This window comes from Mesorhizobium sp. M0968, assembly GCF_040319065.1.
GTDB lineage: Bacteria > Pseudomonadota > Alphaproteobacteria > Rhizobiales > Rhizobiaceae > Mesorhizobium.
This window is the reverse complement of record NZ_JAMYNL010000011.1, coordinates 124,394-150,224: the sequence shown is the minus strand read 5'-3', so window position 1 is coordinate 150,224 and position 25,831 is coordinate 124,394. Positions and strand designations below refer to the sequence as shown.

At 62.1% G+C, this 25,831-nt stretch carries 27 protein-coding genes; 17 read left to right on the top strand and 10 right to left on the bottom strand.

The window, feature by feature from the left end:
- Positions 1-12 precede the first annotated feature (12 nt).
- Entirely contained in the window at positions 13-1,203 is a 1,191-nt protein-coding gene (locus tag NKH67_RS20385; RefSeq protein WP_352470568.1) for a M24 family metallopeptidase, read from the bottom strand.
- Positions 1,204-1,445: 242 nt separating this feature from the next.
- Here NKH67_RS20385 and ehuB point away from each other — a divergent pair, with 242 nt between their 5' ends.
- Genes ehuB through NKH67_RS20360 form a run of 5 tightly spaced genes read left to right on the top strand, consistent with a single transcriptional unit; the run spans position 1,446 to position 5,258 of the window.
- Positions 1,446-2,315, top strand: a complete 870-nt coding sequence (gene ehuB / locus NKH67_RS20380) for an ectoine/hydroxyectoine ABC transporter substrate-binding protein EhuB (RefSeq protein WP_352470567.1) — start codon at positions 1,446-1,448, stop codon at positions 2,313-2,315.
- 54 nt (positions 2,316-2,369) lie between these two features.
- The gene (gene ehuC / locus NKH67_RS20375; protein WP_352470566.1) at positions 2,370-3,098 is read left to right on the top strand and encodes an ectoine/hydroxyectoine ABC transporter permease subunit EhuC; all 729 of its coding nucleotides are present in this window, start codon (positions 2,370-2,372) and stop codon (positions 3,096-3,098) included.
- On the top strand, positions 3,095-3,754 hold the full coding sequence (gene ehuD / locus NKH67_RS20370) for an ectoine/hydroxyectoine ABC transporter permease subunit EhuD (protein ID WP_023674259.1): 660 nt from the start codon (positions 3,095-3,097) through the stop codon (positions 3,752-3,754). Before ehuC ends, ehuD begins: the two co-directional genes overlap by 4 nt.
- The gene (gene ehuA, locus NKH67_RS20365; RefSeq protein ID WP_023717024.1) at positions 3,751-4,530 is read left to right on the top strand and encodes an ectoine/hydroxyectoine ABC transporter ATP-binding protein EhuA; all 780 of its coding nucleotides are present in this window, start codon (positions 3,751-3,753) and stop codon (positions 4,528-4,530) included. The genes ehuD and ehuA overlap by 4 nt, the downstream gene beginning before the upstream one ends.
- Complete coding sequence (locus tag NKH67_RS20360) at positions 4,527-5,258, top strand: GntR family transcriptional regulator (protein ID WP_352470565.1); 732 nt, start codon at positions 4,527-4,529, stop codon at positions 5,256-5,258. The genes ehuA and NKH67_RS20360 overlap by 4 nt, the downstream gene beginning before the upstream one ends.
- Before the next feature lie 145 nt (positions 5,259-5,403).
- Here the strand turns inward: NKH67_RS20360 and NKH67_RS20355 are convergent, their stop codons facing one another.
- Together NKH67_RS20355 and NKH67_RS20350 are read right to left on the bottom strand one after the other, a co-directional pair.
- Positions 5,404-5,835, bottom strand: coding sequence for a VOC family protein (locus NKH67_RS20355; RefSeq protein ID WP_352470564.1), 432 nt, complete (start codon positions 5,833-5,835; stop codon positions 5,404-5,406).
- Positions 5,836-5,927: 92 nt separating this feature from the next.
- A complete protein-coding gene (locus NKH67_RS20350) occupies positions 5,928-6,599 on the bottom strand; it encodes a helix-turn-helix domain-containing protein (RefSeq protein WP_352470563.1) in 672 nt (223 codons plus the stop codon).
- Positions 6,600-6,979: 380 nt separating this feature from the next.
- On the opposite strand from NKH67_RS20350, the gene NKH67_RS20345 reads away from it, so the two are divergent.
- Together NKH67_RS20345 and NKH67_RS20340 are read left to right on the top strand one after the other, a co-directional pair.
- Positions 6,980-7,345: a VOC family protein gene (locus tag NKH67_RS20345; RefSeq protein ID WP_352470699.1), complete on the top strand. Its 366-nt coding sequence runs from the start codon at positions 6,980-6,982 to the stop codon at positions 7,343-7,345.
- Positions 7,342-7,707 carry a DoxX family protein gene (locus NKH67_RS20340; RefSeq protein ID WP_352470562.1) on the top strand — a complete coding sequence of 122 codons (366 nt, stop codon included), beginning with the start codon at positions 7,342-7,344 and terminating at the stop codon, positions 7,705-7,707. Before NKH67_RS20345 ends, NKH67_RS20340 begins: the two co-directional genes overlap by 4 nt.
- A 379-nt stretch (positions 7,708-8,086) precedes the next feature.
- On the opposite strand, the gene NKH67_RS20335 is transcribed toward NKH67_RS20340, so the two are convergent.
- Both NKH67_RS20335 and NKH67_RS20330 read right to left on the bottom strand, forming a co-directional pair.
- Positions 8,087-8,479, bottom strand: a complete 393-nt coding sequence (locus NKH67_RS20335; protein ID WP_352452141.1) for a GFA family protein — start codon at positions 8,477-8,479, stop codon at positions 8,087-8,089.
- A gap of 167 nt (positions 8,480-8,646) precedes the next feature.
- Positions 8,647-9,495: a beta-keto acid cleavage family enzyme gene (locus tag NKH67_RS20330; RefSeq protein WP_352470561.1), complete on the bottom strand. Its 849-nt coding sequence runs from the start codon at positions 9,493-9,495 to the stop codon at positions 8,647-8,649.
- A 96-nt stretch (positions 9,496-9,591) separates the two neighbouring features.
- Here NKH67_RS20330 and NKH67_RS20325 point away from each other — a divergent pair, with 96 nt between their 5' ends.
- From NKH67_RS20325 to NKH67_RS20280, 10 genes are all read left to right on the top strand, one after another.
- Entirely contained in the window at positions 9,592-10,497 is a 906-nt protein-coding gene (locus NKH67_RS20325; protein ID WP_352969235.1) for a MurR/RpiR family transcriptional regulator, read from the top strand.
- The gene (locus tag NKH67_RS20320) at positions 10,494-11,825 is read left to right on the top strand and encodes an aspartate aminotransferase family protein (protein WP_352969233.1); all 1,332 of its coding nucleotides are present in this window, start codon (positions 10,494-10,496) and stop codon (positions 11,823-11,825) included. Before NKH67_RS20325 ends, NKH67_RS20320 begins: the two co-directional genes overlap by 4 nt.
- Positions 11,826-11,919: 94 nt before the next feature.
- On the top strand, positions 11,920-12,873 hold the full coding sequence (locus NKH67_RS20315) for a TAXI family TRAP transporter solute-binding subunit (RefSeq protein WP_023674270.1): 954 nt from the start codon (positions 11,920-11,922) through the stop codon (positions 12,871-12,873).
- Positions 12,874-12,929: 56 nt separating this feature from the next.
- A complete protein-coding gene (locus tag NKH67_RS20310) occupies positions 12,930-15,530 on the top strand; it encodes a TRAP transporter permease (RefSeq protein WP_353031732.1) in 2,601 nt (866 codons plus the stop codon).
- A gap of 88 nt (positions 15,531-15,618) precedes the next feature.
- Positions 15,619-16,524, top strand: coding sequence for a DMT family transporter (locus NKH67_RS20305; RefSeq protein WP_352969229.1), 906 nt, complete (start codon positions 15,619-15,621; stop codon positions 16,522-16,524).
- 147 nt (positions 16,525-16,671) lie between these two features.
- Entirely contained in the window at positions 16,672-17,391 is a 720-nt protein-coding gene (locus NKH67_RS20300; RefSeq protein WP_352969227.1) for a FadR/GntR family transcriptional regulator, read from the top strand.
- A 51-nt stretch (positions 17,392-17,442) separates the two neighbouring features.
- Positions 17,443-18,417 carry a sialic acid TRAP transporter substrate-binding protein SiaP gene (locus NKH67_RS20295; RefSeq protein ID WP_502893778.1) on the top strand — a complete coding sequence of 325 codons (975 nt, stop codon included), beginning with the start codon at positions 17,443-17,445 and terminating at the stop codon, positions 18,415-18,417.
- 144 nt (positions 18,418-18,561) lie between these two features.
- Positions 18,562-19,134, top strand: a complete 573-nt coding sequence (locus tag NKH67_RS20290; RefSeq protein WP_352455843.1) for a TRAP transporter small permease — start codon at positions 18,562-18,564, stop codon at positions 19,132-19,134.
- 3 nt (positions 19,135-19,137) lie between these two features.
- The gene (locus NKH67_RS20285; RefSeq protein ID WP_352455844.1) at positions 19,138-20,544 is read left to right on the top strand and encodes a TRAP transporter large permease; all 1,407 of its coding nucleotides are present in this window, start codon (positions 19,138-19,140) and stop codon (positions 20,542-20,544) included.
- Positions 20,541-21,590 (top strand): L-idonate 5-dehydrogenase, encoded by a 1,050-nt coding sequence (locus tag NKH67_RS20280; RefSeq protein WP_352819824.1) that lies wholly within the window; start codon positions 20,541-20,543, stop codon positions 21,588-21,590. Before NKH67_RS20285 ends, NKH67_RS20280 begins: the two co-directional genes overlap by 4 nt.
- A 188-nt stretch (positions 21,591-21,778) precedes the next feature.
- On the opposite strand, the gene NKH67_RS20275 is transcribed toward NKH67_RS20280, so the two are convergent.
- The 5 genes from NKH67_RS20275 to NKH67_RS20255 all read right to left on the bottom strand — a co-directional run bounded on the left by NKH67_RS20275 (position 21,779) and on the right by NKH67_RS20255 (position 25,831).
- Positions 21,779-22,087 carry a type II toxin-antitoxin system RelE/ParE family toxin gene (locus tag NKH67_RS20275; RefSeq protein ID WP_352819822.1) on the bottom strand — a complete coding sequence of 103 codons (309 nt, stop codon included), beginning with the start codon at positions 22,085-22,087 and terminating at the stop codon, positions 21,779-21,781.
- Entirely contained in the window at positions 22,084-22,344 is a 261-nt protein-coding gene (locus tag NKH67_RS20270; protein ID WP_352452153.1) for a CopG family ribbon-helix-helix protein, read from the bottom strand. The genes NKH67_RS20275 and NKH67_RS20270 overlap by 4 nt, the downstream gene beginning before the upstream one ends.
- A gap of 453 nt (positions 22,345-22,797) precedes the next feature.
- Positions 22,798-24,540, bottom strand: a complete 1,743-nt coding sequence (locus NKH67_RS20265; protein WP_353031729.1) for a relaxase/mobilization nuclease domain-containing protein — start codon at positions 24,538-24,540, stop codon at positions 22,798-22,800.
- Positions 24,537-24,788 carry a hypothetical protein gene (locus NKH67_RS20260; protein ID WP_352470551.1) on the bottom strand — a complete coding sequence of 84 codons (252 nt, stop codon included), beginning with the start codon at positions 24,786-24,788 and terminating at the stop codon, positions 24,537-24,539. The genes NKH67_RS20265 and NKH67_RS20260 overlap by 4 nt, the downstream gene beginning before the upstream one ends.
- Positions 24,785-25,831 (bottom strand): lytic transglycosylase domain-containing protein, encoded by a 1,047-nt coding sequence (locus NKH67_RS20255; RefSeq protein ID WP_353031727.1) that lies wholly within the window; start codon positions 25,829-25,831, stop codon positions 24,785-24,787. Before NKH67_RS20255 ends, NKH67_RS20260 begins: the two co-directional genes overlap by 4 nt.

The window sequence follows — 25,831 nt, the reverse complement described above, 5'->3', positions numbered from 1 at the left end:
CCGGCCGCCATGTCAGTCGATGACGATGAGGTCGCGCGCCACGTCGCAGAGGCGTTCGCCGCCGCGTTCCGTGACGACGAACGACTCCGAGATGGCGATGCCGAAATCGTCGAGCCAGACGCCGGCCATGAAATGGAAGCACATCCCGGACTGCATCTCGGTAGTATCGCCGGGACGAAGGCTTGCGGTGCGTTCACCCCAATCGGGCGGGTATGCGAGCCCGACCGGATAGCCGACCCGGCTTTCCTTCTTCAGCCCGTTCCGTCGCAGGACTGCCTGCCAGGCGGCTTCCACCTGTTCGGCGGTGTAGCCGGGGCGCGCCTTCTCGAGGCCGGCGTCGACACCCTCGACGATTGCCTTGGCCATGTCGAGGATGGCTAGCGGCGGCTTGCCGAAATGTATGGTCCGCGTCAGCGCCGCGTGATAGCGGCGCCTCACGCCGGCAATCTCCAGAATGGCGGGGCCGCTGTCCGGCAGCGGCGCGTCGGACCACGTCAGATGCGGCGTGCTGGTGCCCTCGCCGACGGGCATCAGCGGACAGATCGCGGCATAGTCGCCGCCCGCTCCGGGCACCCCCATGATCTGCGCGTGATAGATTTCCGCAATGACATGGTTCTGAGGCACACCGGGCCGCATTTTCCCGATGGCGCGGTTCATGGCATGCGTGCAGATCGCACCCGCCTCGCGGATCAGCACCAGCTCGGCTTCGGATTTGACCAGCCGCGCCCAGTTAACGAGATCGTGGTTGTTGGCGAAATGCGCGTCGGGCAGCCCCTCGACAAGGTGGGCGTGGCAGCGCGCAGTGTAATAATGCGCGTCCATCTCGACGCCGATACGGGCCTTTCCCCAGCCGCGCGACCGGATCAGTTGGGCGAGTTCGTCATAAGGGTGTTCGACGGGCTGCTGCACCAGCCGTTCCGAGAACGGCACGATGTTTGTCTCGGGCAGGCCGGTGGTCAGGCGTGCGCTCTTGGCATCCTGCGCCCTGCCGAACCAGATCGGCCGGTCCTCCTCCAGATGGACGAGCACGCACTGCGGAACGTAGAACGACCATCCGTCATAGCCGGTCAGCCAGCACATGTTGGCTGGATCCTGACAGACGATGAGATCGAAGCCGGCTTGTTGCATGCGTGTCTTCACGCCGGCGAGGCGCTGCCCATACTCCGCTTGCGTGAATGTCCCGAAGCCCTTCGCGGTCGCCACCGAAATCCTGCCTTCCAGTACGCCGCTTGCCCTTTGATAAAATATGGGCAAGCAGGCCCAAATTGTGCACAACTCGACGTCAATTTGTTGGCTAACTACGAATTATCGCCGAATTTCCATGGTTTCTATATCTCTGCTTGCGAAATGTCTAGGGCAGTTGTATACGTCTGATCAAGCAGGCGCCGACCTCGAAGAAGGCCGCGCCCTGGGAACCATCCACAGTTGTCCAATGGGAGAAAAGCATGTTCAATTCATCGATATCGCGCCGCATGGTCGTGAAAGCGGCTGCCTGCATCGCGCTCGCCGCGACGTCATTGACCTCGCTGTCCGCTCACGCGGAAACCACCCTCGAACGGGCCAAGAAGGACGGCTACATCCGCGTCGGTTTCGCCAACGAGGCGCCGTTCGGTTACGCCACGCCAGACGGCAAGCTGACCGGCGAGGCGCCGGAAGTCGCCAAGGCGGTGCTCGCCAAGATGGGCATACCGCAGGTCGACGGTGTTTTGACCGAATTCGGCTCGCTCATTCCAGGTCTCAAGGCCGGCCGCTTCGATATCATCGCCGCCGGCATGTTCATCACCCCGAAGCGCTGCGCCGAGATCAACTACTCCGAGCCGTCCTACGGCATCGGCGAGGCTATGCTGGTGGCAAAAGGCAATCCGAAAGGCATCAAGGATTTTTCCAGCATCAAGGACAATCCGGATCTCAAGCTTGCCGTGATGGCCGGCGCCGTCGAAGGCGGCTTCGCCAAGGAAGCGGGCGTTGCCGATGGGCAGATCGTCTCCTTGCCCGACCAGTCCAGCCTGGTCGCCGCCGTCCAGTCGGGCCGCGCCGATGCTGCCGCGCTTACCGCCCTTTCGATCGCCGACATGGCCAAGAAGGCCGACGGTGTCGAATCGACCAAGCCCTTCGGCGAGGTCGCCGGCAAGTCGGTGAAAGGCCATGGCGGCTTCGGCTTCCGCAAGGAAGACACCGACCTGCAGCAGGCTTTCAACGCCGAGCTGAAGAAGTTCATCGGTTCGCCGGAGCATATCGCGCTGGTCGAGCCACTCGGCTTCGGCAAGGATTATCTGCCCAACAAGACCACCGCAGAGCTCTGCGCTGGCAAATAGGTTCCCAACTGCTGGCGGCGCGAAAGCGCCGCCCTTTTTTCCCGGGGGAATCGCATGGGAATCCGTACGCTCATTGCCATGCTGGTCATCGCGCTAGTCGTGATCGGCGCGTTGGCAACACAGGAAAGCTATAGAGTGTTCATGCCGGGGCTGCTGCAAGGCGCGGTCCTGACGGTCGAGATCGCCGTCCTCGGCAGCCTGCTGGCAATTATCATGGGCGTGCTTGCGGCACTTGCAAGGATGTATGGCCCGACGCCGCTCAGATGGCTGGCCACGGTTTACGTCGAGATCTTCCGCGGAACGTCGGCACTGGTGCAATTGTTCTGGCTGTTTTTCGTGCTCCCGCAATTCGGCGTCACGATCAACGCATTCGTTGTGGCGGTGCTGGCGCTCGGCCTCAATGTCGGCGCTTACGGATCGGAGTGCGTGCGCGGCGCGATCCAGTCCGTCGCCCGCGGCCAGTGGGAAGCGTGTACTGCATTGAACATGAGCCGCCCGCAGATGCTGCGCCGGATCATCCTGCCGCAGGCCTTTGTCGCGATGATCCCGCCCTGGGGCAATCTGTTCATCGAGCTTCTGAAATCGACGGCGCTGGTCTCGCTGATCACGCTTTCGGATCTCGCCTTCAAGGCGCAGCAAATGAACCAGAACACGTTCAAGACCATTCCGATCTTCACCCTCGTTCTTTTGATGTACCTGGCAATGTCGCTGGTTGTGACCATCGGCATGCGGCTTCTTGAAAGGCGAGCGTCGCTCGGACTGGCGCGGGGGAAGGCGGCATGATCTGGGATTGGGGATTTGCCCTGGAAATCCTGCCGGTGCTTGCCCGCGCCGCCGTCATTTCCATCGAAGCGACGCTGATCGGCTTTGCGCTTGCCGCCTCGCTCGGCCTGGTGCTGGCCGTTGTCCGCATCGCCGTGCCATGGACCAGCTGGACGATTTCGGTGCTGGTCGAGCTGATCCGCTCGACCCCGCTGCTCATCCAGATATTCTTTCTCTATTTCGTCTTTCCGAAATTCGGTGTCGTGCTCGACGCTTTCACCGCCGGGGTGCTGGCCATCGGCATCCACTACGCCGCCTATTGCTCCGAGGTCTATCGCGCCGGTTTCGACAACATCCATCGCGGCCAGTGGGAAGCTTCGATCGCGCTCAATCTCTCGTCCTGGACGACGTTCCGCGACATCATCATTCCGCAGGCGATCCCGCCGATCGTTCCGGCGCTCGGCAATTATCTGGTGGCCTTGTTCAAGGAAACGCCGTTGCTTTCCGCAATCGCCGTGATGGAACTGATGCAGACCGCCAAGATCATCGGCTCCGAAACGTTCCGCTACACCGAGCCGATCACGCTGGTCGGCCTGTTTTTCCTTGCCATGAGCCTGGTTTCGGCGGCGCTCATCCGCTCCCTCGAAGGGCTGCTCAACCGGAGGACCACCCGATGACTGAACAACCGATGGTCCGCTTCGACAATGTATCGAAACGCTACGGCACGTTAACCGTTCTCGACGGGCTCAATCTCGAAATAGCGCGCGGCGAAAAAGTCTCCGTCATCGGTCCGTCGGGTTCGGGCAAGACGACGGTGCTGCGCATGCTGATGACGCTGGAGACGATCAATGACGGCGTCATCTGGGTCGAAGGCGAGCCGCTGACCCATATGGAGAGGAACGGCAAGCTTGTTCCCGCCGATCTCGCCCACATCCGCAAGATCCGCGCCAAAATCGGCATGGTGTTCCAGTCGTTCAACCTGTTTCCGCATATGACAGCGATGCAGAACTGCATCGAGGCGCCGATAACGGTGCTCGGAATGAAGCGGGCGGACGCCGAGGCAAGAGCGGCCGAACTGCTGGAGCTGGTCGGTCTGGCCCAGAAGAAGGACCACTATCCGTCACAGCTTTCTGGCGGCCAGCAGCAGCGCGTCGCCATCGCCAGGGCGCTGGCAATGCGGCCCAAGATCATGCTGTTCGACGAGGTGACGTCGGCGCTCGACCCGGAGCTTGTCGGCGAAGTGCTGCAGGTGATAAGGCAAATCGGGCGCGAGCATGATCTCACCATGCTGATGGTCACCCATCAGATGGGCTTCGCCAAGGAGTTTTCCGACCGCGTTTGTTTCTTCTATCAAGGCAAGATCTGCGAGCAGGGGCCGCCAAGCGAACTGTTTGGTGCTCCCAAGAACGAGCGGACACGGCAATTCCTGCATGCTGTCCTGGAGGCTGGGTGACGATCGAGACAGAGGCCAAGCCGCCCACGACGGTGACCGCCGCGCCGCCGCGCCCGCTCTCCGCGCGGGAGCGGTTCGAGCGCATCTACCGGATATTGCGCGACCGCATCTGCCTGCTCGATTATGCGCCGGGAAGCCACCTGTCCGAGGAAGAACTTGCCCAGGAATTCCAGATCAGCCGCACGCCGGTCCGGCGCGTGCTGGCGCGCCTTGAATCCGAGGGTCTGGTTCAATCCGTCCACGGCGTCGGCACGATCGTCACCGACGTCGACATCGAGGAATTGCAGCAGGTCTATCATTTGCGCCTGGAGCTGGCGCTCCTCGTCGGCAAGCTTTCGCCGATTCCGCGCACGGCGGACGATCTTGACCGGATACGGGCGCTCATCGCGCGCTGCGATGCCGATATACTCAATCCCGACCAGCGCGCTTTCCTGCGCCTCAACATGGATTTTTTCTACGAGCTCACGGCGATGACCGGCAACCAGCCACTGCGCGAGATCAGCGAGCGCCTGTATTTTCAGGTCGCGCGCGTCGTCCTGAAGCTGATGCCGCAATTGGGCCTCGTCGAGGAATTCACCGCATTCCGCCGCGAAATGGAAGAGGTCCTTGCCGCGGCCGAAATCGGCGACTGGGAGTCCATCGGGCACATAAGGCGGGCGCATATCTCAATGAGCTTCCGCCGCATGATGCGCCATGCAGGCGAGGCGAATCTGGATAGAGCTACATAATCAGCCCCGTAAGATTATGCTGGTGGACTGCCGTCGAACTGGCTTCGTTTGCCAGGGAAAGCAGGCCGCCCGCCCCGATGCCGATAGAATTTGCCAGCACCGGGAATGACCGGAACGGCCCGATCCTACAGGGCCATACCTGCCCTCAGAGAGCGTCCTCATTCGGTATGTTGGCGGGGTTCCAGACGACCTCCCACAGGTGTCCGTTCGGATCGCGGAAGTATCCGGCATATCCGCCAAAGAACGTGTCCCGGGCAGGCTTGATGATCTCGGCTCCGGCGCGAGCGGCCTCATCCATCACTTGATCGACTTCTTCGCGGCGCACAACGTTGTGTCCGACTGTGAACGAGGTCGAGCTGATCGGCGCCTTGGGCAGGCCAGTGTCGTAGGCGAGGTCGTCCTGCGCCCAGATCGCGAGCTTCAACCCGCCGGACAGCGTGAAGAACGCGACGGCGCCATGCTCGAACTCGCGGCCGATGATCCCTTCCGTCGGCAAGCCGAGACCGTCGCGGTAGAACGCCAGAGAACTCTCGAGGTTGGCGACAGCGATAGTCAAAACCGAAATGCGCGGTTTCATGGCGATCTCCTCTGGTTGTCGGAGACACCAGGATAAAGTCGGGCGACAGTGACGAATTGAACAAAACGGCCAATGAAGAGCGCGACGTGGTTTCACCCGTTCTGCAGCAGGTGATGAATCTGTCGCGGGGTGCTTCCCGTCAGGCGTCGGCTCTCGCGGACAAGATGCGCCTGATCGGAATAGCCCGCCTCGGCTGCCAGGATGGCCGTGGCGCTGTTTGATTGGCTCGAAAGCCGCAGAAAGCGCTGGTAGCGGAGGATACGGTCAAGCGTCTTGGGGCCATAGCCGAAGCTCTCGTCGAAGCGCCGGCGCAACGTCCTTTCGCTCATCTCGAGTGCGCGCATCAACCAAGGGACGAGCGGCGCGTCGGGTGGCGGCCCGCGCTCGATCAGGCGATATGCCGCCTGCATGGGAACGTCTGGCGCGCGGGAGGCCGCCTCCTCGGCGACGACCTGTTCGAGCGAACAGGCCAGATCCTCGAGATTGTCGCCTGCGCGCACGCGGCTGGCGAGGCGCCGGGCTCGCGCGCCCCATAAATCGTCGAGCAACAGCCTCTGGCCGACAAGCTCGATTTGTGGCACGCCGAGCCATGCCGCCGCCGTGGCAGGATGAAAGCGCAAGCCGATCACGATCTCGCCTGCCGCCAGGACCTCGGTCTGCGGCTCCTTGTCGGGGCCGGCAATTCGGAAGCTGCCTCCGATCCATTGCAGGTCGATCGTTGCATCGGGCATGACGACGATTGGCGGTGCGCCCGCCGGGTCCATTCGATGCGCCCACACCGAAGCAAAGCTCCCGTGAAGCCGCGCCGACGCTGGACGTTGCTGAAATGAACCCGTTGCCTGCGCTGGGACGGGATCGCTCATCTCGCTCCTCTTCGGATTACCGGCGGTGAACCGACGCAGTGGCTGCGCCCGCCGTCGCTCGAGACAACAATCTGCACGACCGACAACGTCTGCCAATCGAAAACGGTTGCAAGAATCGGTTGTTTCTTCCGGCCGGAAGGAAGAGGGTAGGTGAATAATCATGTCAGATGCATCGCCTCGGCGGCGCCGTGTGAAGCCATACGTCGATGGCCGTTTTGTTCAATCCGGCAGGCGAGATGCGTGCTTATCTTTCGCCGTCGTACACCACACGAGAGGTATGCATCATGAGCAACAACAACGATCAACGGATCGACTACGTCGAATTCAACGTGAAAGACATTCAGCGGTCACGCGACTTCTACGGAAAGGCCTTCGGCTGGACCTTCACTGACTACGGCACGCAATATTGCGAGTTCAACGACGGGCGCTTGTCAGGTGGCTTCGCCGCTGGCCCAGCGAGGTCCGGAGGAGGCCCGCTCGTCATTCTCTATGCCGATGATTTGCCGGCAACGGTCAAGCGGGTCGAGGAAGCGGGAGGCACGATCGTCAGGCCGATTTATGGGTTCCCCGGCGGCCGGCGCTTTCATTTCGCGGATCCGGATGGTTACGAGCTAGCGGTTTACACCGAGGACGGCAGCAAGGAATGATCGCGTTCCTCCACCACCTTGGATTGGTTTTGCTCGGCGGCGTCTTTATCTGGGCGGGCGCCGAGCATTTCCTCAGGTTCCGGGCAGTTACAGCGTCCCTGGCCGAGCGGGGCTTTCCTGCTCCCAGGCCTCTTCTCGCGGCCGGATCGGTGCTGGAGATCGCAGGCGGCTTTTGCCTAGCAGCGGGCCTTGGTGGACCCTTTCCCGCCGCGACCTTGGCCGTATTCACCATTGCGGCGTCGTTCATGGCGCTCAACTTCTGGCGCTACAGCGGCGATGAACGCGAAGCGCTTCGTACCGGCTTCACCATCAATGTCGCCGTCTTGGGCGGGTTGATTGTCGCCGCGACCACTAGCCTGTGATCATCGTTTCGAGGCGGCGGGCCACTGGACCACGACAGAGCCATTCCACGACGCTGCGCTGCTTGGGCATTTCGTTGATGGCTTCCGCAAGGCCGATCTTCCGGCGTGACCTCCTAAACGGCCAGCTTTGAACGCGGCGCTCTGTACAAAGCCTGCGTCAGGATCGCGACGATGAATCCCATCCCCTGCGATCCTCCTCTAAGGTCCGGCGCCTTGGCTGTCACGGGTCGCCTTAGGCGCTCACGAATGCCCATGGGGCAATGTGGATGAAGGCAGCGCACCTTGTAAGCATGCAAGTTCACATTTTAGCGGCGTGAGCAGGCGGCCTGTGAAAATCCATGTTCTGATGTCGTTGCCTCCTCGGCACCGTTCCTGCGACCTATTCCTCAAAGCGACCCGTGGCGTCACGATCGCGCTCGTACCGTCTGGTGAGCGGAAACGGCGGCAACCAGGACTCGCGTCGGATGATCCAGCTTTCGTAGGTTGGCATCAGCTGGTCAGGCGCATCCAGGGACCCCAGGTTTACTTCGATTTCGTCTGCGGTGCGTCCGAAAACGGAGGAGCCGCAGCGGGGACAGAAAAACCGCCCGGCGTAGTCGCGTGTTTCGCCGTCGATCGTCACCGCATCCTCAGGAAAAATCGCGGAAGCGTGAAAAAGGGCGCCATGATGCTTGCGGCAGTCGAGACAGTGACAAAGGCCGACCCGGTATGGGCGCCCTGACGCGACAATTCGGACGTTGCCGCACAGGCAACCGCCGGTGAATCGGTCCATGCTGCGTCTCCTCCAATATCAAGCGGCCGGAATGGTTACAACGACCGGCACTGTTGTTGCAATCGCCGCGCCGCGGGCGGGGACACGTCGTTCTTCCGTGGCGATGACATTGCAGCCGCCTCTCTATGTCTTGCGCGAGCTTGCCGCCGAAAATAGGCTTTGGTTTGTCATATGGAACGAAACGGCGCGTTCCATTGAGCCGCCAACTCGGCGGCCGAGGCGATCTTGACGCCGCAGTCGGCGAGTATGCGTGCGACGGTCGCTACCAGTTCGGCGTTGGACGAGGCTATGCTGCCGTCCGGAAGGAAAAGATTGTTTTCGAAGCCGACCCGGACATGGCCGCCAAGCAACGCGGCGGCGGTCACGCACGCCGCTTCGTTGCGGCCGAAGGCGCAGACGCTCCAATGGTCGAAGCGCGGCATGTTCGCCGCGAGGAATGGCAGGAGATCGGCAGGAACGGACGCCTGTCCCGGCGTGTATCGGCCCAGCACGTAGAGAACCGGTATGCTTGCCCAGGGGATCAGTCCGCGCTGCTGCATGTCCGAAAGCCTGACGGCCTCCTCGGGCGAATAGAGGATGATCTGCGGCGCAACCCCCTCGGTGTGCAGCCAGGCCATGAAGCGCACACAGGCGAGTTCCGATCCGGCATCAGGAACGATTTCGCGAAGCGCCAACGAGACAGCTTGCGGCTTCACATCTTGTACGACGGCCATCTGTTGGGCCGGCGAATAGATACCGAGCGCTTCGGAGGTGATCTGAATTATCAAGCGGTCGCCGGCAGCACCGCGGATGGCGGCGATCGTCTGGCGGTAGGCGTCGGGGTCGAGCAGATGATTGCCGCTTCTGTCGCGGACATGGACGTGGATCATAGCCGCACCGGCATCGGCGCATTCCGCGGCCGTCCTCGCAAGTTCGGCTGGTGTCAGTGGAATCGCCGGATGGTCGGCCTTGCTGCGACGTCCCCCATTCGGGGCGACGGCTATGGCGATGCGGTCGAGACCAGTGGCCGGCTTCATGGGGACGTTCTGTGAGCGACAAGATTCATATGAATCAATCTTTGATCACACTGAAACAGACGTTGCAATCGCTGGGCTGGCGAGCTAGCAATATCCATGGACCAGGGAGAGCTTGCTGGACAGATCGTCACTGCCTTCGACGGCATGTCGGCGCAGCTTCGGTCCGCTGCGCGCTATGTCCTTGACAAGCCGTATGATGTCGCGCTGTTGTCCATGCGCGAGCAGGCCCGGCACGCAGGAGTGCAGCCGGCGACGATGACGCGGCTGGCCCAGCATCTCGGCCTTGATGGCTACGAGGCGGTACGCGATATCTACGCCGCCGCGATCCGGGACGGCGAAATCGGTTTCGCTGGCAAGGCGGGCCTTCAGGTGGCCAGCCAAAAGCTCAAGGGCGACCACGCGCTGGCGGCCGATATTCTGGATTCGATTTCCAACCAGCTTTCCCATCTGGCCGAAAGCAGGTCGATCGACCGTCTGGTCGACACGGCCAGGGCGCTGAGTGCGGCAAGGCGCGTCTATTGCCTCGGCCTGCGCTCGAGCCATGCGGTGGCCTGGCATCTGCATTACATCCTGTCGCTGATCGGCGAGAAGTCGGTGCTGTTGCACGGCATCGGCGGAACTGATGGCGACGCTCTGACCCATGCGACCAAGGACGACGTGCTGATCGCCGCCAGCGTCCTGCCCTACACGCGCTTCACAATCCAGCTTGTCGAGTACGCTGCCGGCCGCGGCGTACCGGTCATTGCGATCACCGACAGCGGGGTAGCGCCCTTGGCGCTGCTTGCCGATCACCTAGTCGTCGTGCCGACCGGCAGCCCGTCCTTTTTCCACACCATGACGCCAGCTTTCATCGTTGCTGAGATCCTCGGTGCTCTTGTCGCAGGACAGGCAGGCGAGGGCGCCGTCGAATCGCTGCGACGCTTCGATGAGCAGGGCGCCGCCCTCAAGACCCACCTGAACCAGCGTGCGCCGAAGAAAATGCCCCTGAGGGACCGTCGATGACACACATTCTTCATCGAACCATCCACTCGACGCTGCCGGTCGCCGCTCGCGGCCAAGGCATCGAACTGTTCGATGCCAAGGGCAAGTCCTATATCGATGCGTCGGGCGGCGCCGCGGTGTCCTGTCTCGGCCACGGTCATCCCGACGTGATTGCCGCGCTGCACACCCAGCTTGACCGCATCGCCTACGCCCACACCAGCTTCTTCACCACCGAGGTGGCGGAGCGCTTGGCGGATCGGCTGGTCGAGGACGCGCCGAAAGGCTTGGACCACGTCTATCTGGTCAGCGGCGGCTCGGAGGCGGTCGAGGCCGCGCTCAAGATGGCCAGGCAATATTTTGTCGAGAAAGGCGAGCCGCAACGGCGCCATCTCATCGCACGCCGGCAGAGCTATCACGGCAATACGCTCGGCGCTCTCGCCACCGGCGGCAACGAATGGCGGCGCGCCCAGTTCAGGCCGTTGCTGATCGAGACCCACCATATCGACCCCTGTTACGCCTATCGCTATCAAAAGCATGGCGAAAGCGACGAAGCCTATGCGGCGCGCGCCGCCCAGCAGCTCGAAGACAAGATCCTCGAACTCGGCCCGGACGAGGTCATCGCCTTTGTCGCCGAGCCGGTGGTGGGTGCGACGCTCGGCGCGGTGCCGCCGGTCGCCGATTACTTCAAGCACATTCGCGCGATTTGCGACCGCTACGGCGTGCTGCTCATTCTCGACGAGGTGATGTGCGGCATGGGCCGTACCGGCACGCTGCATGCGTGCGAACAGGACGGCATCGCCCCCGACCTGCTGACCATCGCCAAGGGACTCGGCGGTGGCTACCAGCCGATTGGCGCGGTGCTGCTCGGCCGGCATATCTTCGATGCCTTTGCCCAAGGCTCGGGCTTCTTCCAGCATGGGCATACCTATATGGGCCATCCAATGGCAGCGGCGGCCGGCCTTGCTGTGCAGGAGGTCATCCGACGTGACGGTCTACTCGACAACGTCAGCGCAATGGGCGCGCAGCTGGACGAACGCCTGCACCAACGCTTCGATAACCACCATCACGTCGGCGACATTCGCGGGCGGGGTCTGTTCAGGGGAATCGAGCTGGTGGTTGATCGCGCCAGCAAGGAGCCGTTCGATCAGAGGCTTGAACTCAACGCCCGCATCAAGCGCGAAGCAATGGCCCGCGGCCTGATGATTTATCCGATGGCCGGGACGATTGATGGTGTGCGGGGCGTTCATGTGCTTGTGGCGCCGCCATTCATCATTTCCAAACAGGATATCGATCGGATCGTCGAACGGCTCGGTGAGGCAATCGACGCTGCGATTGCTTCAGCGGCCTGACCCGCACGACGCGGACCGCCTCAAACCAGTTCCAACGCGTCATCGGCGACGGGCCGGGACACCCACCAGAGAGGTAGCAACCATGTACAGTTCGATGAAAACCCTGATCGGCGCGGCGGCCTGCATGCTGCTGGCGCTGCCATCCGTCGGAGCCGAGCAGCGCTTCGTCACGGTCGGCACCGGCGGGGTCACCGGCGTCTACTATGCCGTCGGCGGCGCCATTTGCCGACTGATGAACAAGGACCGGCAGAAAACCGGCATCCGATGCTCGACGGAGTCGACCGGCGGTTCGGTCTTCAACGTCAACTCCATCCAGACCGGCGACCTCGATTTCGGCTTGACCCAATCGGACGTCCAGTACCAGGCCTATGAGGGGACCGGAAATTTCGACGGCAAGCCGTTCAAGGATCTGCGGGCCGTGTTCTCTGTCCATCCCGAGCCGTTTACCGTGCTGGCGCGGCCAGACGCCGGCGTCACCAAATTCGAGGACTTCAAAGGCAAACGCTTCAACGTCGGCAATCCCGGGTCAGGCACCCGCTCGTCCATGGAGGAGTTGCTCAAGCAGATGGGCTGGACGCTCGGCGATTTCTCGCTTGCCGCGGAGCTGAAGGCGGACGAGCAGGGCAGCGCGCTGTGCGACAACAAGATCGACGGTTTCTTCTACGGCGTTGGCCATCCTTCCGCCGCGATCCAGGATCCGACCACGGCCTGTGGCGCCAAACTCATCCCGCTGACCGGTCCGGCAGTGGACGCGCTGTTGGCAGCTCATCCGTACTATTCAGTCGCCACCATCAAGGGCGGCATGTACGCCAACAATCCGGACGACGTGACGACATTCGGCGTCCGCGCGACAGTGGTGACGAATGCCAGCACGCCCGATGAGGTGGTCTACGAACTGGTGAAGTCGGTCTTCGAAAATTTCGACGACTTCAAGAAACTGCATCCGGCTTTCGCCAATCTCGATCCCAAGGAGATGATCAAGACCGGTCTGTCGGCGCCAATGCATCCGGGCGCGGAGCGCTATTACAAGGAGAAGGGCTGGCTCTGAGGCCTTCAATGCGAGGCGCCACAGGCGCCTCGCATCGCAAATAATTGTGGGGAACGATGACAGATCAAAGCCAGCGGGCGGCAGGGCCTGACCAACCCGTTATCGACATTGACAAGCTTAGCGAGATCGTCGCCGAGGCCGACACCGGTGGGCGCAAGCCGACCGGCCGCACCGCGAAGCTGATCCTCGGCGTATCGCTGGCATGGTCGCTGTTCCAGCTCTGGTATGCCTCGCCCCTTCCGTTCATGCTCAATTTTGGTGTCATCAGCGATGGCATCGCCCGCTCCATCCATCTGGCCTTCGCCCTGTTTCTGGCGATGCTGACGTTTCCGGCCTTCAAGACCTCGTCGCGCAGCCAGGTGCCGCTGCCCGACTGGGTGCTAGGCATCGCCGGGGCGGCGTCCGCCCTCTATCTGTTGGTCTTTTACAGCGATATCGCCCATCGGCCGGGCCTTCCTACTACGGCTGACCTGGTCGTCTCGATCGCCGGCGTCCTCATCCTGCTCGAGGCCGCCCGTCGCGCCGTCGGGCCTGCCATCACCGTCATCGCGGCGATCATGCTGATCTATATCTTCGCCGGGCCTCACCTACCTGGCCTGCTCGGCCACAAGGGCGCGACGTTATCGCGCGCAGCCTCGCAGATGTGGCTGACGTCGGAGGGGGTCTTCGGTGTTGCCCTCGGTGTGTCCACCAACGTCGTCTTCATGTTCGTTCTGTTCGGAACATTGCTGGAGCGCGCCGGCGCCGGCGGCTTTTTCATCCAGCTTGCCTTCTCGCTGCTCGGCAAATACCGCGGCGGTCCGGCCAAGGCCGGTGTCGTGGCTTCCGGCCTGACCGGCATGATTTCCGGGTCGTCGATCGCTAATGTCGTGACCACCGGAACCTTCACCATCCCGCTGATGCGCCGGGTCGGATATTCTGCGGTGAAGGCGGGCGCCATCGAATGCGCGGCCGGCGTCAATGGTCAGCTGATGCCTCCGGTGATGGGCGCCGCCGCGTTCTTGATCGCGGAATATGTCGGCATTTCCTATGCCGAGGTGGTCAAGCACGCCTTCTATCCGGCGCTGCTGACCTACGGCTCGTTGTTCTACATCGTCGATATCGAGGCGATGAAGACGGGGATGAAGGGCCTGCCGTCACGCAGCACGCACTCCGCATTTCAGGGCGCGCTGCGCGGGCTGATGGGCGTATGCGGTTTCATCATCCTCGCAGGGCTTGTCTATTACGGCATTGGCTGGACGAAGATCGTTTTCGGCACGGCCGCGACCTGGATGATCACTGCCGCGCTGATCGCCGTTTACATCGGCCTTGTCGCCTACCGGGCGCGTTATCCCGACCTGCCGCTGGAGGATCTGGAGGGCGAGATCGTCAGGATTCCCCACTTCGGCGAGACGGCACGCACCGGCCTGCATTTTCTGCTGCCTGTGATCCTGCTGATCTGGTGCCTGATGGTGGAGGAGTTGTCGCCCGGCCTGTCGGCATTCTGGGGCGCTGTCGCCCTTATGGCGCTGATCGTCACGCAGCGGCCGCTCACCGCCTTTTTCCGCAAGGACCGCGCGCTGGCGCAGCATTGGCTTCACGGTTTCGACGATCTGGTCGGTGGTCTGTCCGCTGCAGCACGCAACATGACGACGGTCGGCATCGCCACTGCGACGGCCGGCATCATCGTCGGCACGGTTCTGCTCACCGGCATCGGGCTGGTGATGACCGAACTGGTCGAATTCATCTCGGGCGGCAGCTTCCTCGTCATGCTTTTGTTCACCGCGGTGATCTGCATCATTCTCGGCATGGGCATGCCGACCACTGCAAGCTATGTCGTCGTCGCCACCTTGATGGCGCCGGTCATCGTCGATTTGGCGGCGCAGAACGATCTTGCCGTGCCGCTGGTCGCCGTCCACATGTTCGTTTTCTATTTCGGGCTGATGGCGGATGTGACGCCGCCAGTGGGCCTGGCGGCTTATGCTGCTGCGGCAATTTCCGGCGCCGATCCGGTGAAGACCGGCATTCAGGGCTTCAAGTACGAGATCCGTACCGGCCTGCTGCCGTTCATCTTCATCTTCAACACCGGACTGCTGATGATCGATCTCGAAGGTCCGTTCGATTTCGTCGCGATGGTGGTGACATCGACGCTGGCCATGGTCTCGTTTGTAGCAGCGACGCAGAATTGGATGCTCGTGCGCAACCGCTGGTACGAGACGATTGCGTTGCTTGTGGCCTGTTTCATCTTGTTCAGGCCGGGATTGTTGCTCGATCAGGTGAGTGAACCGTATCGGGCAGTACCCGCCACCGAACTCAGCCGTATCGTCGACGAGACGGCCGAGGGAGGCGCGGTTCGCCTGCGCCTGACGACACTGAACCTCAACGGCGATGAGATATCGAAGCTGGTTCGGCTGCAGCTCGGGCCTGCAAATTCATCGGCCGAACGCCTGAAGGCTGCGGGCCTGGACGTCAGTGCGCTTGGCGATAGCGTGACAGTCGGCGTCGTGCGACTGGGCAGCCAGGCGGCCAAATTCGGCCTGCAGCCCGGCGACGAAATCAACCAGGTGCTAGTCCCTGCGGAACGGCCATCGCGCTATTGGTTTACCATCCCGGCCCTGTTGTTGGTCGGTCTCGTCTTCTGGGTTCAGAAGCGGCGAAGGAGGACAATCGGTCTGTAAGCGTCTTGTGAGCGGAAGAGTCTTGGCCAGCATGTCAGTAACAAGAGAACCAAACGGCGCCGCGGAACCGACTAATGCGGAAATGCGCATGACGACGCGCGACCGCCCCTTCGAACCCGTCGACTACGGGCTTTACGCGCTGACGGTCATTGCCTGGAGCGCATCGTGGTTCGCGATCGAACTTCAGGTCGGCAGCGGCGTGTCGAACGAGGTCAATCTGGTCTGGCGCTTCGCCATCGCCACGCTGCTGATGTTTGCCTGGGCGGGTTTTTCCGGTCGGCGGCTCCGCTTTCCGATCACCGATCATTTGCGCTTTGCTGTGCTCGGCATCCTCATCTTCTCGTCGAACTTCCTGTTTTTCTATTATGGCGCCGGCTATCTCGTCAGCGGCTTGCTCTCAGTCGTCTTCTCGCTCGCTTCGGTCATCAACATGCTGCTCGCTGCCTTGGTCATCGGCGAGCGCCCGGCGCCGCGCATTCTCGCCGGCGGCATCATCGGCTTCGCCGGAATAGCGCTGATGTTCTTTCCCGAAATCGCTGCCAACGGGCTTTCCGGCGGCACGTTGGTGGGCCTTCTTCTGTGCCTCTGCGGCACGCTGAGCTTCTGCGCCGGCAATCTCGTCTCCGTCGCCAACCAGCGCCGCGGACTGCCGCTCGTTTCAACGAGCGCCTGGGGCATGCTTTATGGCACTTTGTGGTCGGCGTTGTTGGCCTTCCTGCTTGGTGAGCCGTTCGTGTTCGCGACGACCGCCTCTTATATCGGCTCGCTGGTCTTCCTCGCCGTCATATCGACCGTCGTGGCTTTCGCCGCCTACCTGACGCTGCTCGGACGCATTGGCGGCGCCCGCGCCGGCTATGCGACCGTCATATTTCCCGTCTTTGCGCTTTTGATCTCCACGGCGCTGGAAGGCTATGCCTGGACCGCTTACGCGGTCGCCGGGCTCGCCCTCGTCGCCGCCGGGAACGTCCTGGTCATTCGCGGGGGACGGCGCTGACGCATGGAATGCTTGCGCAATGCCGCCGCGTTCCGGTTGTGCGGGTCGCGGTTCTATCGAGCTTGACTCTCCGCATCCTCTGTCTAAGCTGCGGTCAATGGGTCAGACCAATGTACCAGGGTTGGCCCGGGAGGGAACTAAACGCGCATGCCGATCCAGGCCGTTGAACCACGCCGGCTTTACCGACAGGTCGCCGATCAGCTCAGGCAGCTGATCGATGCCGGCGAGTTTTCCGTCGGCGACCGTCTGCCGACCGAGCGGGATCTGGCCGACCAGCTCGGAATTTCCCGCCCGACGGTCCGTGAAGCGCTGATAGCCCTGGAGGTTGAAGGCCGCATACGCATCCGCGTCGGCTCGGGTATCTACGTCACCGATCCGCCGAGCGCCGCCGCCTCCGAACCCGAAATAGAGGAAGGCCCGTTCGAGCTGTTGCGCGCGCGCGAATTCGTCGAAGGCGCGATCGCCGCCGAAGCGGCCCTCCATGTCCGGCCTGCAGATATCGAACGGCTCGACGACGTGCTGCGCCGGATGGAGGCCATGCGTCACCCCAACAAGATGACCATTGCGCTCGACCGGGAATTCCACACCGCCGTCGCCGGCATTCTCGAGAACGCGGTGCTGGTGCGCTTCATCGGAGAGCTTTTCGACCAGCGCATGAACCCGTACTTCGAACGCCTGTCGATCTATTTCGAGACCAGCGATTCCTGGCAGGTCGCGGCAAAGGAACATCTTGCCGTGCGTGATGCAATTGCCGCGCGCGACCCCGAGCGGGCCAAGGCCGCCATGCAGCAGCATCTGCGCCAGTCGCAAATCAGATTCTCACGCAATTTCGATGAGAGAGCCGCAGCCAAGGAGGTTGCGGAATAGCAGTTGGCCGGGGGGAGATCCGGCCGTCAAGTTCAACCAGGGAGGAATTAGATGCTGAGAAAATACGCAGTTCTGCTCGGTGCGATCGCCGCAATTGCCATACCCATGGCGTCGGCCTCGGCGGAAACGGTCCTGAAATGGGCGCATGTCTACGAGACGACGGAGCCCTTCCACACCGAATCCGTGTGGGCGGCCGACGAAATCAAGAAGCGCACCCAGGGCCGCTACGCCATCGACGTCTATCCGGCCTCGCAGCTTGGCAAGGAAGCAGACATCAACCAGGGCCTGATGCTCGGTACCGTCGATATCATCATTTCCGGATCGAGCTTCGCGGCGCGCGAATATCCACCGATCGGCGTCACCTATTTCCCATACACTTTCCGCGATGCCGACCATTTGCTGAAATACACCAAGAGCGACGTCTACAAGGCCCTGACCAAGGGCTATGAGGACAAGACCGGCAATCACATCGCCGCCACCACCTATTACGGGACGCGGCAGACCACCTCGAACCGTCCGATCGCCAAGTGCTCCGACATGCAGGGCCTGAAGATGCGGGTTCCCGACGTGCCGGCCTATCTGGCCATGCCGCGTGCCTGCGGCGCCAACACCGCGCCGATTGCCTTCGCCGAGGTGTATCTGGCCCTGCAGAACGGCACGGTCGAGGCCCAGGAGAATCCGCTGACCACCATCGAGGCGAAGAAATTCTACGAGGTGCAGAAGAACATCGTGCTCACTGGCCATATCGTCGATCATCTCAACACCATCATATCGGCGTCGCGCTGGGCCTCGCTTTCCGACGAGGACAAGAAGATCTTCACCGAGGTGATGCAGGAGGCTGCCGCCCGCGCCACGGCAAAGATCGTCGCCCGCGAAAAGGAACTGGTGCAGGTATTCAAGGACCGCGGCATCAGCGTAACCGATGTCGACCGTGCCGACTTCGAGAAGAATGTGCTGGAGAAGGTCACCTTCGAGGAGTTCGGCTACAACAAGTCCGATTGGGAAGCGATCCGCGCCATCAAGTAGGGCACCGGGAAATCAGATGCTTGATCAAGAAGACAGAGCGGCAATCGGATTTGCTGCTTTAACCTGCCCTTCCGTCCGGCTCCAAATTGCGCCGGACGGCCTTTTCAATCCTTGACGACCCACCAGCTTCGGGAGCCCGCGCCGATGGCCGAGGAACACCACACCGAGATCACCGTCGAAGAGATCGCGCACGCCTTCGAGGAGGTGCCGGTACACGTCGACCTGTCGGACCACGGCATCGAGGACTGGATTACGCTTGCCGTTTTCTGGGGCATGGTCGTGTGTGTCTTCCTGCAGTTCTTCACCCGCTATGCGCTGAACAACAGCCTTGCGTGGACCGAAGAGATCGCCATCAACGCGCTCGTCGTCGTCGTTTTTCTCGGCGCCGCCATGTGCGTGCGCCTTTCGCGCCATATCCATGTCGACGTGCTTTACCACTATCTGCCGGAGCGCGTCGGCCGCTGGCTGGCGCTCGCCGTCGATGTTATCCGCATCGCATTCTTCGCCTACGGATCCTGGCTGATGTGGCGCTACGTCACGATCGTGGCGCATGAGCGCATGGTCACCGTCAACCTGCCGCGGCGCTGGTTTTTCTACGCCGTACTGGCCGGGTTCGTGCTGATGCTACTGCGCTCGATCCAGGTCTTCATCGGCAATTACAGGCGCGGCTATTCGGTGCTCGAGCGTCCTGGCGCGTTCGAGACGGCGGGGGTCTGAGCGATGCTGCTTCTGGTCGGGGGCTTTCTTGTCCTGATGCTCATCGGCGTGCCGGTCGCCGTTTCGATGGCGGCCGCGTCGATCCTTTACCTCGTCATCTACGGCGTCGCGCCCGATATCATCGCGGCCCAGCGCATGATCGCCGGGGTGGAGAGCTTTCCGCTGCTCGCCGTTCCGTTCTTCATCCTGGCCGGCAACCTCATGAACATCGCCGGCGTGACCGGGCGCATCTATTCCTTCGCCCTTGCCCTGGTCGGCTGGATGAAAGGCGGCCTGGCGCAGGTCAACATCATCGGATCGGTGATCTTTTCCGGCATGTCGGGCACCGCGCTCGCCGACGCCGCCGGCATCGGCACCATCGAGATCAAGGCGATGAAGGACCACGGCTATCCGATCGACGCCGCGGTCGGGGTTACCGCCGCTTCAGCCACGCTCGGGCCGATCTTCCCGCCTTCGCTGCCCTTCGTCATCTACGGCATGATGGCCAATGTCTCTATTGGCGCGCTGTTCATGGCCGGCATCCTGCCCGGCGTGGTCATGACCGTGCTGATGATGATCACGGTCGCCATCTTCGCCTACAGGCGCGGCTGGGGCTCCGACACATCCTTCGAGCTTCGGCGGCTGGCCGAAGCGGCGGGCGAGGTGCTGGTGGTGGCTGCCTTTCCGATTGGCTGCTATGTGCTGGTGCAGCTTGGCCTGTCGATCAATATCGCGGTCGGCATAGCGCTGCTGGTGCTGATCGTGGCGGACTGGTATTTCGATTTCTCCGCGGTCATGGCCCTGATGACGCCGGTCATCCTGATCGGTGGCATGACGATGGGCTGGTTCACGCCGACCGAAGCGGCGATGGCGGCTGTGATCTGGTCGCTTTTCCTCGGGCTGGTGCGCTACCGCACGATGACGCTGCGTTTGCTTGCCAAGGCCAGCTTCGACACGATCGAAACGACCGCCTCGGTGCTCTTCATCGTTACCGCCGCATCGATCTTCGCCTGGCTGCTCACCGTCAGCCAGGCAGCACAGCTGTTTTCGAACTTCATCTTCGCGCTCACCGAAAACAAGTGGGTCTTCCTGATCCTGGTCAACATCCTGATGCTGGTGGTCGGCTGCTTCCTCGATACGATCGCCGCGATCACGATTCTGGTGCCGATCCTGCTGCCGGTCGCTGCCGTCTACGGCATCAACCCTGTGCATTTCGGGCTGATCATGACGCTCAACCTGATGATCGGGCTTTTGCACCCGCCGCTCGGCATGGTGCTGTTCGTGCTGTCGCGCGTCGCCAAGCTCTCGGTTGAGCGCACCACCATGGCGATCCTGCCGTGGCTGGTGCCGCTTATCGTGGCGCTGCTTCTGATCACCTTCATACCCGCCATCACGCTTTGGCTGCCGACCGAGATGGGCTTGATCCGGTGAGTGGCCAGGTGATTGCCGCGACGCTGTTCGGCCCGCAGGACCTGCGCGTCGTGGAGCGTCCGCTTGAACCGCTGGCACCAGGCATGGTGCGGGTGCGCTTTGGGGCAGGGGGCATCTGCGGCTCCGACCTGCATTATTTCCGCCATGCCCGGACCGGCGACTTCGTTGTGACCTCGCCGCTTGTCCTCGGCCACGAGATCTCGGGCGAAATCGTCGAGATCAACGGCGCGGCACCCGGCCTGGGTGTCGGCGACCATGTCGCGGTCAATCCGTCGCGCTGGTGCGGGCATTGCGCGCGATGCCTGGAAGGCCGCGCCAATCTCTGCGAGAACATCTATTTCATGGGCTCGGCATCGAAGACGCCGCATATGCAGGGCGGCTTCGCCAGCCTGTTCGACGCCACGCCCGCGCAATGTTTCAAGGTTCCATCTGACGTGGCCTACCAGGCGGCCGCACTTGCCGAGCCGCTGGCGGTCAGCCTGCACGCTGCCACGCGGGCGGGCGACATCAGGGGCCGCAATGTCATCCTGTTCGGTGCCGGCCCCATCGGTCTCTTGACCATGCTCGCGGCCAGGCTTGCGGGCTGCGCTGAACTGACCGTCGCCGACATCGCCGCCGCGCCGCTCGCCTTCGCCCGCAGTTTGGGCGCCGACAGGACGATCGACCTTTCCGGCGGCGACGCCGAACTCCAGGCGCTTGCTGCCGGCGGTTCGCTTGATGTGGCGTTCGAGATTTCAGGCACTGCCGCCGGCCTTGCCGCGGCGATCGCTAGTGTCCGGCGCGGCGGCACGGTGGTCCAGGTCGGCAATCTTCCCGGTGGCCAGATCCCGCTGCCTGCCAATGCAGTGATGGCCAAGGAGATCGACCTCAAAGGCACATTCCGCTTCGGCACGGAGTTCGGCCGGGCGGTCGATCTCATCGTGTCGGGGGAGGTGGACGTCCTGAAGCTGATGACAGCGGAGCGCACGCTTTCTTGCGCCCCCGATGCCTTCCGACTTGCCGCCGACCGTTCACAGAGTGTCAAGGTCGTGCTGACCGCGGACTGAATCGTGGTTTTTGCCAGATCGTTGGCGGCTATAACTCATTGCGAACGGACGAAACTCAGAACGTGCTCGACGTATATGCTCCCACCCAGGTCTCCGGTTAAACTCGGGAGCAATACCCGGCAGCTTGCTGTCAAAATTGTTGGCAGCAAATCCGCTCGCGCTTAAAGCCCTTCGTCGCGAGATTTCGTTCAGTTCGGCCATGCCTCGTCCTGCCAATCGCGCGCTGCGTGGATCACCCGCAAAATTGAAATGCTTTGTCGGGCGCCCTTGGCGGTCACGGCATAAGCGATGATGTAGGGCAGGCGACTCAAAGGCTTTTTATAGGTGCCGGATACACGGCCGGGTCGCCCGGTTGCCATTTCCCCAAGCGCGGCCCCTGCGTCCAGAATCCGGTCTGCTGCCAGGCGCGCAGCGCGCGGATTATCCTGCGAGATATAGGCGATCTGTTCCTTGATGTCGTCCAGCTTACCGCGAGACCACTGAACGGCTCGCGTCACACCTTGCGGCCCGTGCCGGCATCAATCGCGGCATAAATTTCTGCCATAGCCTTATCATGAGACACGATGCGCCCAGCTTCGACATCAGCAAGGCCGCGCTTGATACCTTCAATGATTTCAAGCTCGCGATCGACATACGCTGCGACGGCTTCACCTGCGAGGAACGACTTGCTACGCCGGGTGTCGGTTGCGATCCGGTCGAGCTTTTCCTTTACATCGGGACTGACGCGAATTGTCATAGTGGTGCTAGCGGCCATAGCGGTGTCCTGTGTTGATCGGTGTACACCTTAGCACAGAGCGCCGCGCTGGTTCATTATCCCCTGACCGCCGAGCCGACGATCGAATCCACAAAGAAGCGCTGCAGCAAGACGAAGAGCACCAGTGGCGGGAGCACGGCAAGCGTGGCGCCAGCCATCACCAGTCCCGTGTTTAGAGCGCCTCTGTTGTAGCTGAGCAGGCGACTAAGGCCGATGACGATCGGATATTCGTGTGCATTGCCCTGTAGAACGGTCAGCGGCCAGAGATAGCTATTCCAGTGATAGACGAAGGCAAACAGCGCCAGTGCCGCGATTGCCGGCGCCAGACTGAATCGAGGATGCGCAAAGTCCCTGTTTTTTGCGAGGCAATCGGCGCTTCACTGTGCAGGTACAAATAGAATGTGCGACCGTGCTGGCTTCCCAGCATCAGGATAGAGCATACGCCTGGAACCTTCATAGCCCGATGCCGCGCTTCTTTCCCAGGTTCCAATCCACGCCCCCCATATCCGAGCACACGACCCCGATGACTTGATTACCCAATCGCTTTTCGAGCGACGGCGACCAGGGCACGAGCTTGAATTCGAGTCCATTGTCGATCATCGCGAGCCGGCCTGAAGCCAGCGAGAAACGCCGCCGGTAAATCCCAGCCACATGATCGCCGTTGGCAGCCTTCGTGAACGAGAGGCCCGTCTGGGCGGCGAGGCGGGCACCGAGCGATTCCACCTCATGATCGTGTAAAGTATCGATCAGATTGCGCACAAGAATGACGCGCTGTCCCTCGCGCTTGGCCAGATCGCGGCTGACAAGGTGGTCGACCCGATCTTGCAGTGCCTGTCTTACGTCCCTACCAAAGCCGCCGTCACCGAATTCGGCAGGCTCGCGTGCAACGAGTTGGCGATCGAGCCAAGTCGCGCCGGAAGCATGGACCTGCTGTTCGATTGACAGGTCGGAGCGGACCGCGAGCGTGACCCGGCCACCGCCATTTGCACTCGCATCGCGGCACAACTCCACGACCGAGCCCGGGTCGGAGTCTCCGGCCGCATCAGGGTCATGGAAGCGAATGTGGTGCGTGCGTCCATCAATGCCATCGACGATGGCATAGGCCGCGCCGCGCCGTTCGTCATAAAGGCCGCGTTCGAGCAGTCGGCCGATCACGGGCGCATCAATCCTTTCGGCGGCTAGCACATAGTCGGCCGTCCCTTTTTCTAGCCCATGCACAGTGAGGCTGCGGTGCATGCGCTTGATGATGTCGCCGCGTTCACCGAGGGCGCGCAAAGTGGGCTCGGCCTGTTCGACCACTATCCACTGGCCGGGACGGATCTCGTTCGCGAGGCCCAGGCTTTCCAGTTGCCGCAGCCGGCCGACTTTGAGCCCCAGGAACTCGTCGGGCCGGCGATCAGGATGTGGCGCGAGATCAATGATACCATGACGGTCGGCGTCACGAACAAGCTGGCGATCGAGCTGCGTCCAGCGCTCAGTGTCGACCTGGCGCTCGATGGCCCGGCGGATGTCGAGGTCCATGCGGAGCCCAAGCGTCTGGGTGAGAATGTCGCTCGCCCGATCGCGCATGCCCTGGCGGATGTAGTCCCGCGAGATGACAAGGCTCTCGCCATCGTCGGCAACGCCGCGAACGAGGATGTGAACGTGCGGATGTTCGGTGTTCCAGTGATCGACGGCTATCCAGTCGAGCCTCGTGCCGAGGTCGCGCGCCATGTCGGCCATCAGGTCACAAGCGAAGTTCTTGAGGTCGCCGAGCTCCATTGCATCGTCTGGCGAAACGATGAAACGGAAGTGATGCCGATCATCCTTGCAGCGGTCGCAGAAGGCGTCATGATCTGCATCTTTGGTGTCGGGACCGAACATCCTCGCCTTCTCACCATCACGTGTAACACCTTCGCGGCGAAGATATTTGAGATGGGTGGCGAGTGGCCCAGACCCTCTGAACTGCCGTACCACACGGGTCTTGACGACGGCGCCGCGTGACCGGTCAGAGATGAGGCGACTGGCGCGGATGCTCGCTGACCTGCCGCGGCCAAACGTTGAAGCTCGCGGGGAGGTGATCCGACCCTGGCGTGTAAGGTGACCGCCGGCGCGCTGTGTGGCCGCAAGAGCCTGGAAGATGAAGGGTCGTGCGCGCTGGCCGGCGCGGGAGCGGATGCGACCAGGGCGGACGCGAAAGCTATCGTCACGCTTCATGCTAGACGGCCACGAGGTGCGGTTTCCATTGAAACACTGAAAAATTGGGAATAGCGCACATCGCTGATTGTGCCAGCACATTGCGAAATGAGACGAAAATTGTAAGGAAAACAATCGGCCGAACCGAGCCGCACCTCGCGGCCCTTTATCCTGCCAATCTCTCTGTTCTCATCCACAGCCAACCCTTCCGCCGGAATTTCCGCGACGGAACAGGCCGGAATGCAATTGAGGAGGAACGTGGCGATCATTGCGATATGGCTAAAGAGGGCTGAGCGAATAGGCCGGAACCAGCGTGGTTCGATTGGAAATCGGTTTCACCCGGCTGTGGCTCGATCGCGGTCAGGTCCGCAACAGGATTGCCCATTGGCGACCGCATTGCAGACGAATGAATCGCCGCAAAGATCGTCTCGGCATAACCATTGCCATCCGATGCAGCGGCGTTCCGAATGTCATGGGGATGCGGAAAGATCGTTGCACGGAGTGAGCTGGCTCTGCCCCTTCCGTGCCGCGCGCGCCGCGGAGTGAGAACTGCACCATCGAGCAGCGGCGCAAGTTTCCTGACGTAGTCGACCGTCTCGCGTGGCAGCGGACGGCCGGTTAAGAGATGTTCCGTGTACCGACCAGGACCGGCATTGTAAGCGGCAAGAAAGCCGCTGCGCCCGAAGCTGTCGAGCATTTCGCGAAGATATGCTGCACCTGCAAGAATGTTGTCACGCGGTTGATACGGATCGTCACCGAGACGGTATTTGATGCGCAGTTCTTGCCACGTCGCCGGCATGATCTGCATCAAGCCCATTGCGCCCTTGCTTGAAAGCGCACGAACATCGCCGACGCTCTCAACATGCATGACGCCGCGCAGCAACTGCTCTGGAATGGCGAAGCGTTTTGACGCTTCCCGGATATGCCGCGACCACGGGCCAGCCGACAAGATCGTCGACTCGGAGTGCGCCGGCCGTTCACCAGCAGAGGAAGCCGCTGCACCAGTTTCGGGCGCCACGAAGCCGAGCATCACACATGCGGCAAACGTCGTCATGCCTCTGTGGGCTGCGTCCCGCAGACCGCAGAACCGATGCGCCGCCAGCCTGCGACGGTGTTCGCTTCCGTTAAGGGCAGGGGCTCGCCAATCGAACCGGCTTTGCCAAAATTGTGATGAAATCGGCGTCCGCAGCCACAAGCAAGTGTCCGGCCCCCTCTGGGCTGCCTCGCGGGCGGTCGGGTCGAAGGTTTTCACCGGCGCGCAATGGATCAAAAGGGTTGGCGAGAAAGATTCGTCGAAGGGCTCCAGAAGCAT

What these genes read in the sequence shown, in the direction of transcription:
- ehuD (WP_023674259.1), top strand. Translation starts at nt 3,095, where the DNA reads ATGATCTGGGATTGGGGATTTGCCCTGGAAATCCTGCCGGTGCTTGCC.
- NKH67_RS20270 (WP_352452153.1), bottom strand. Translation starts at nt 22,344, where the DNA reads ATGGCCGCTAGCACCACTATGACAATTCGCGTCAGTCCCGATGTAAAG.
- NKH67_RS20315 (WP_023674270.1), top strand. Translation starts at nt 11,920, where the DNA reads ATGAAAACCCTGATCGGCGCGGCGGCCTGCATGCTGCTGGCGCTGCCA.
- NKH67_RS20255 (WP_353031727.1), bottom strand. Translation starts at nt 25,831, where the DNA reads ATGCTTCTGGAGCCCTTCGACGAATCTTTCTCGCCAACCCTTTTGATC.
- NKH67_RS20290 (WP_352455843.1), top strand. Translation starts at nt 18,562, where the DNA reads ATGGCCGAGGAACACCACACCGAGATCACCGTCGAAGAGATCGCGCAC.
- NKH67_RS20295 (WP_502893778.1), top strand. Translation starts at nt 17,443, where the DNA reads ATGCTGAGAAAATACGCAGTTCTGCTCGGTGCGATCGCCGCAATTGCC.
- NKH67_RS20325 (WP_352969235.1), top strand. Translation starts at nt 9,592, where the DNA reads ATGGACCAGGGAGAGCTTGCTGGACAGATCGTCACTGCCTTCGACGGC.
- NKH67_RS20300 (WP_352969227.1), top strand. Translation starts at nt 16,672, where the DNA reads ATGCCGATCCAGGCCGTTGAACCACGCCGGCTTTACCGACAGGTCGCC.
- NKH67_RS20330 (WP_352470561.1), bottom strand. Translation starts at nt 9,495, where the DNA reads ATGAAGCCGGCCACTGGTCTCGACCGCATCGCCATAGCCGTCGCCCCG.
- NKH67_RS20355 (WP_352470564.1), bottom strand. Translation starts at nt 5,835, where the DNA reads ATGAAACCGCGCATTTCGGTTTTGACTATCGCTGTCGCCAACCTCGAG.
- NKH67_RS20265 (WP_353031729.1), bottom strand. Translation starts at nt 24,540, where the DNA reads ATGAAGCGTGACGATAGCTTTCGCGTCCGCCCTGGTCGCATCCGCTCC.
- NKH67_RS20285 (WP_352455844.1), top strand. Translation starts at nt 19,138, where the DNA reads ATGCTGCTTCTGGTCGGGGGCTTTCTTGTCCTGATGCTCATCGGCGTG.
- ehuA (WP_023717024.1), top strand. Translation starts at nt 3,751, where the DNA reads ATGACTGAACAACCGATGGTCCGCTTCGACAATGTATCGAAACGCTAC.
- ehuB (WP_352470567.1), top strand. Translation starts at nt 1,446, where the DNA reads ATGTTCAATTCATCGATATCGCGCCGCATGGTCGTGAAAGCGGCTGCC.
- NKH67_RS20335 (WP_352452141.1), bottom strand. Translation starts at nt 8,479, where the DNA reads ATGGACCGATTCACCGGCGGTTGCCTGTGCGGCAACGTCCGAATTGTC.
- NKH67_RS20305 (WP_352969229.1), top strand. Translation starts at nt 15,619, where the DNA reads ATGACGACGCGCGACCGCCCCTTCGAACCCGTCGACTACGGGCTTTAC.
- NKH67_RS20310 (WP_353031732.1), top strand. Translation starts at nt 12,930, where the DNA reads ATGACAGATCAAAGCCAGCGGGCGGCAGGGCCTGACCAACCCGTTATC.
- ehuC (WP_352470566.1), top strand. Translation starts at nt 2,370, where the DNA reads ATGGGAATCCGTACGCTCATTGCCATGCTGGTCATCGCGCTAGTCGTG.
- NKH67_RS20320 (WP_352969233.1), top strand. Translation starts at nt 10,494, where the DNA reads ATGACACACATTCTTCATCGAACCATCCACTCGACGCTGCCGGTCGCC.
- NKH67_RS20350 (WP_352470563.1), bottom strand. Translation starts at nt 6,599, where the DNA reads ATGGACCCGGCGGGCGCACCGCCAATCGTCGTCATGCCCGATGCAACG.
- NKH67_RS20340 (WP_352470562.1), top strand. Translation starts at nt 7,342, where the DNA reads ATGATCGCGTTCCTCCACCACCTTGGATTGGTTTTGCTCGGCGGCGTC.
- NKH67_RS20260 (WP_352470551.1), bottom strand. Translation starts at nt 24,788, where the DNA reads ATGATCGCCACGTTCCTCCTCAATTGCATTCCGGCCTGTTCCGTCGCG.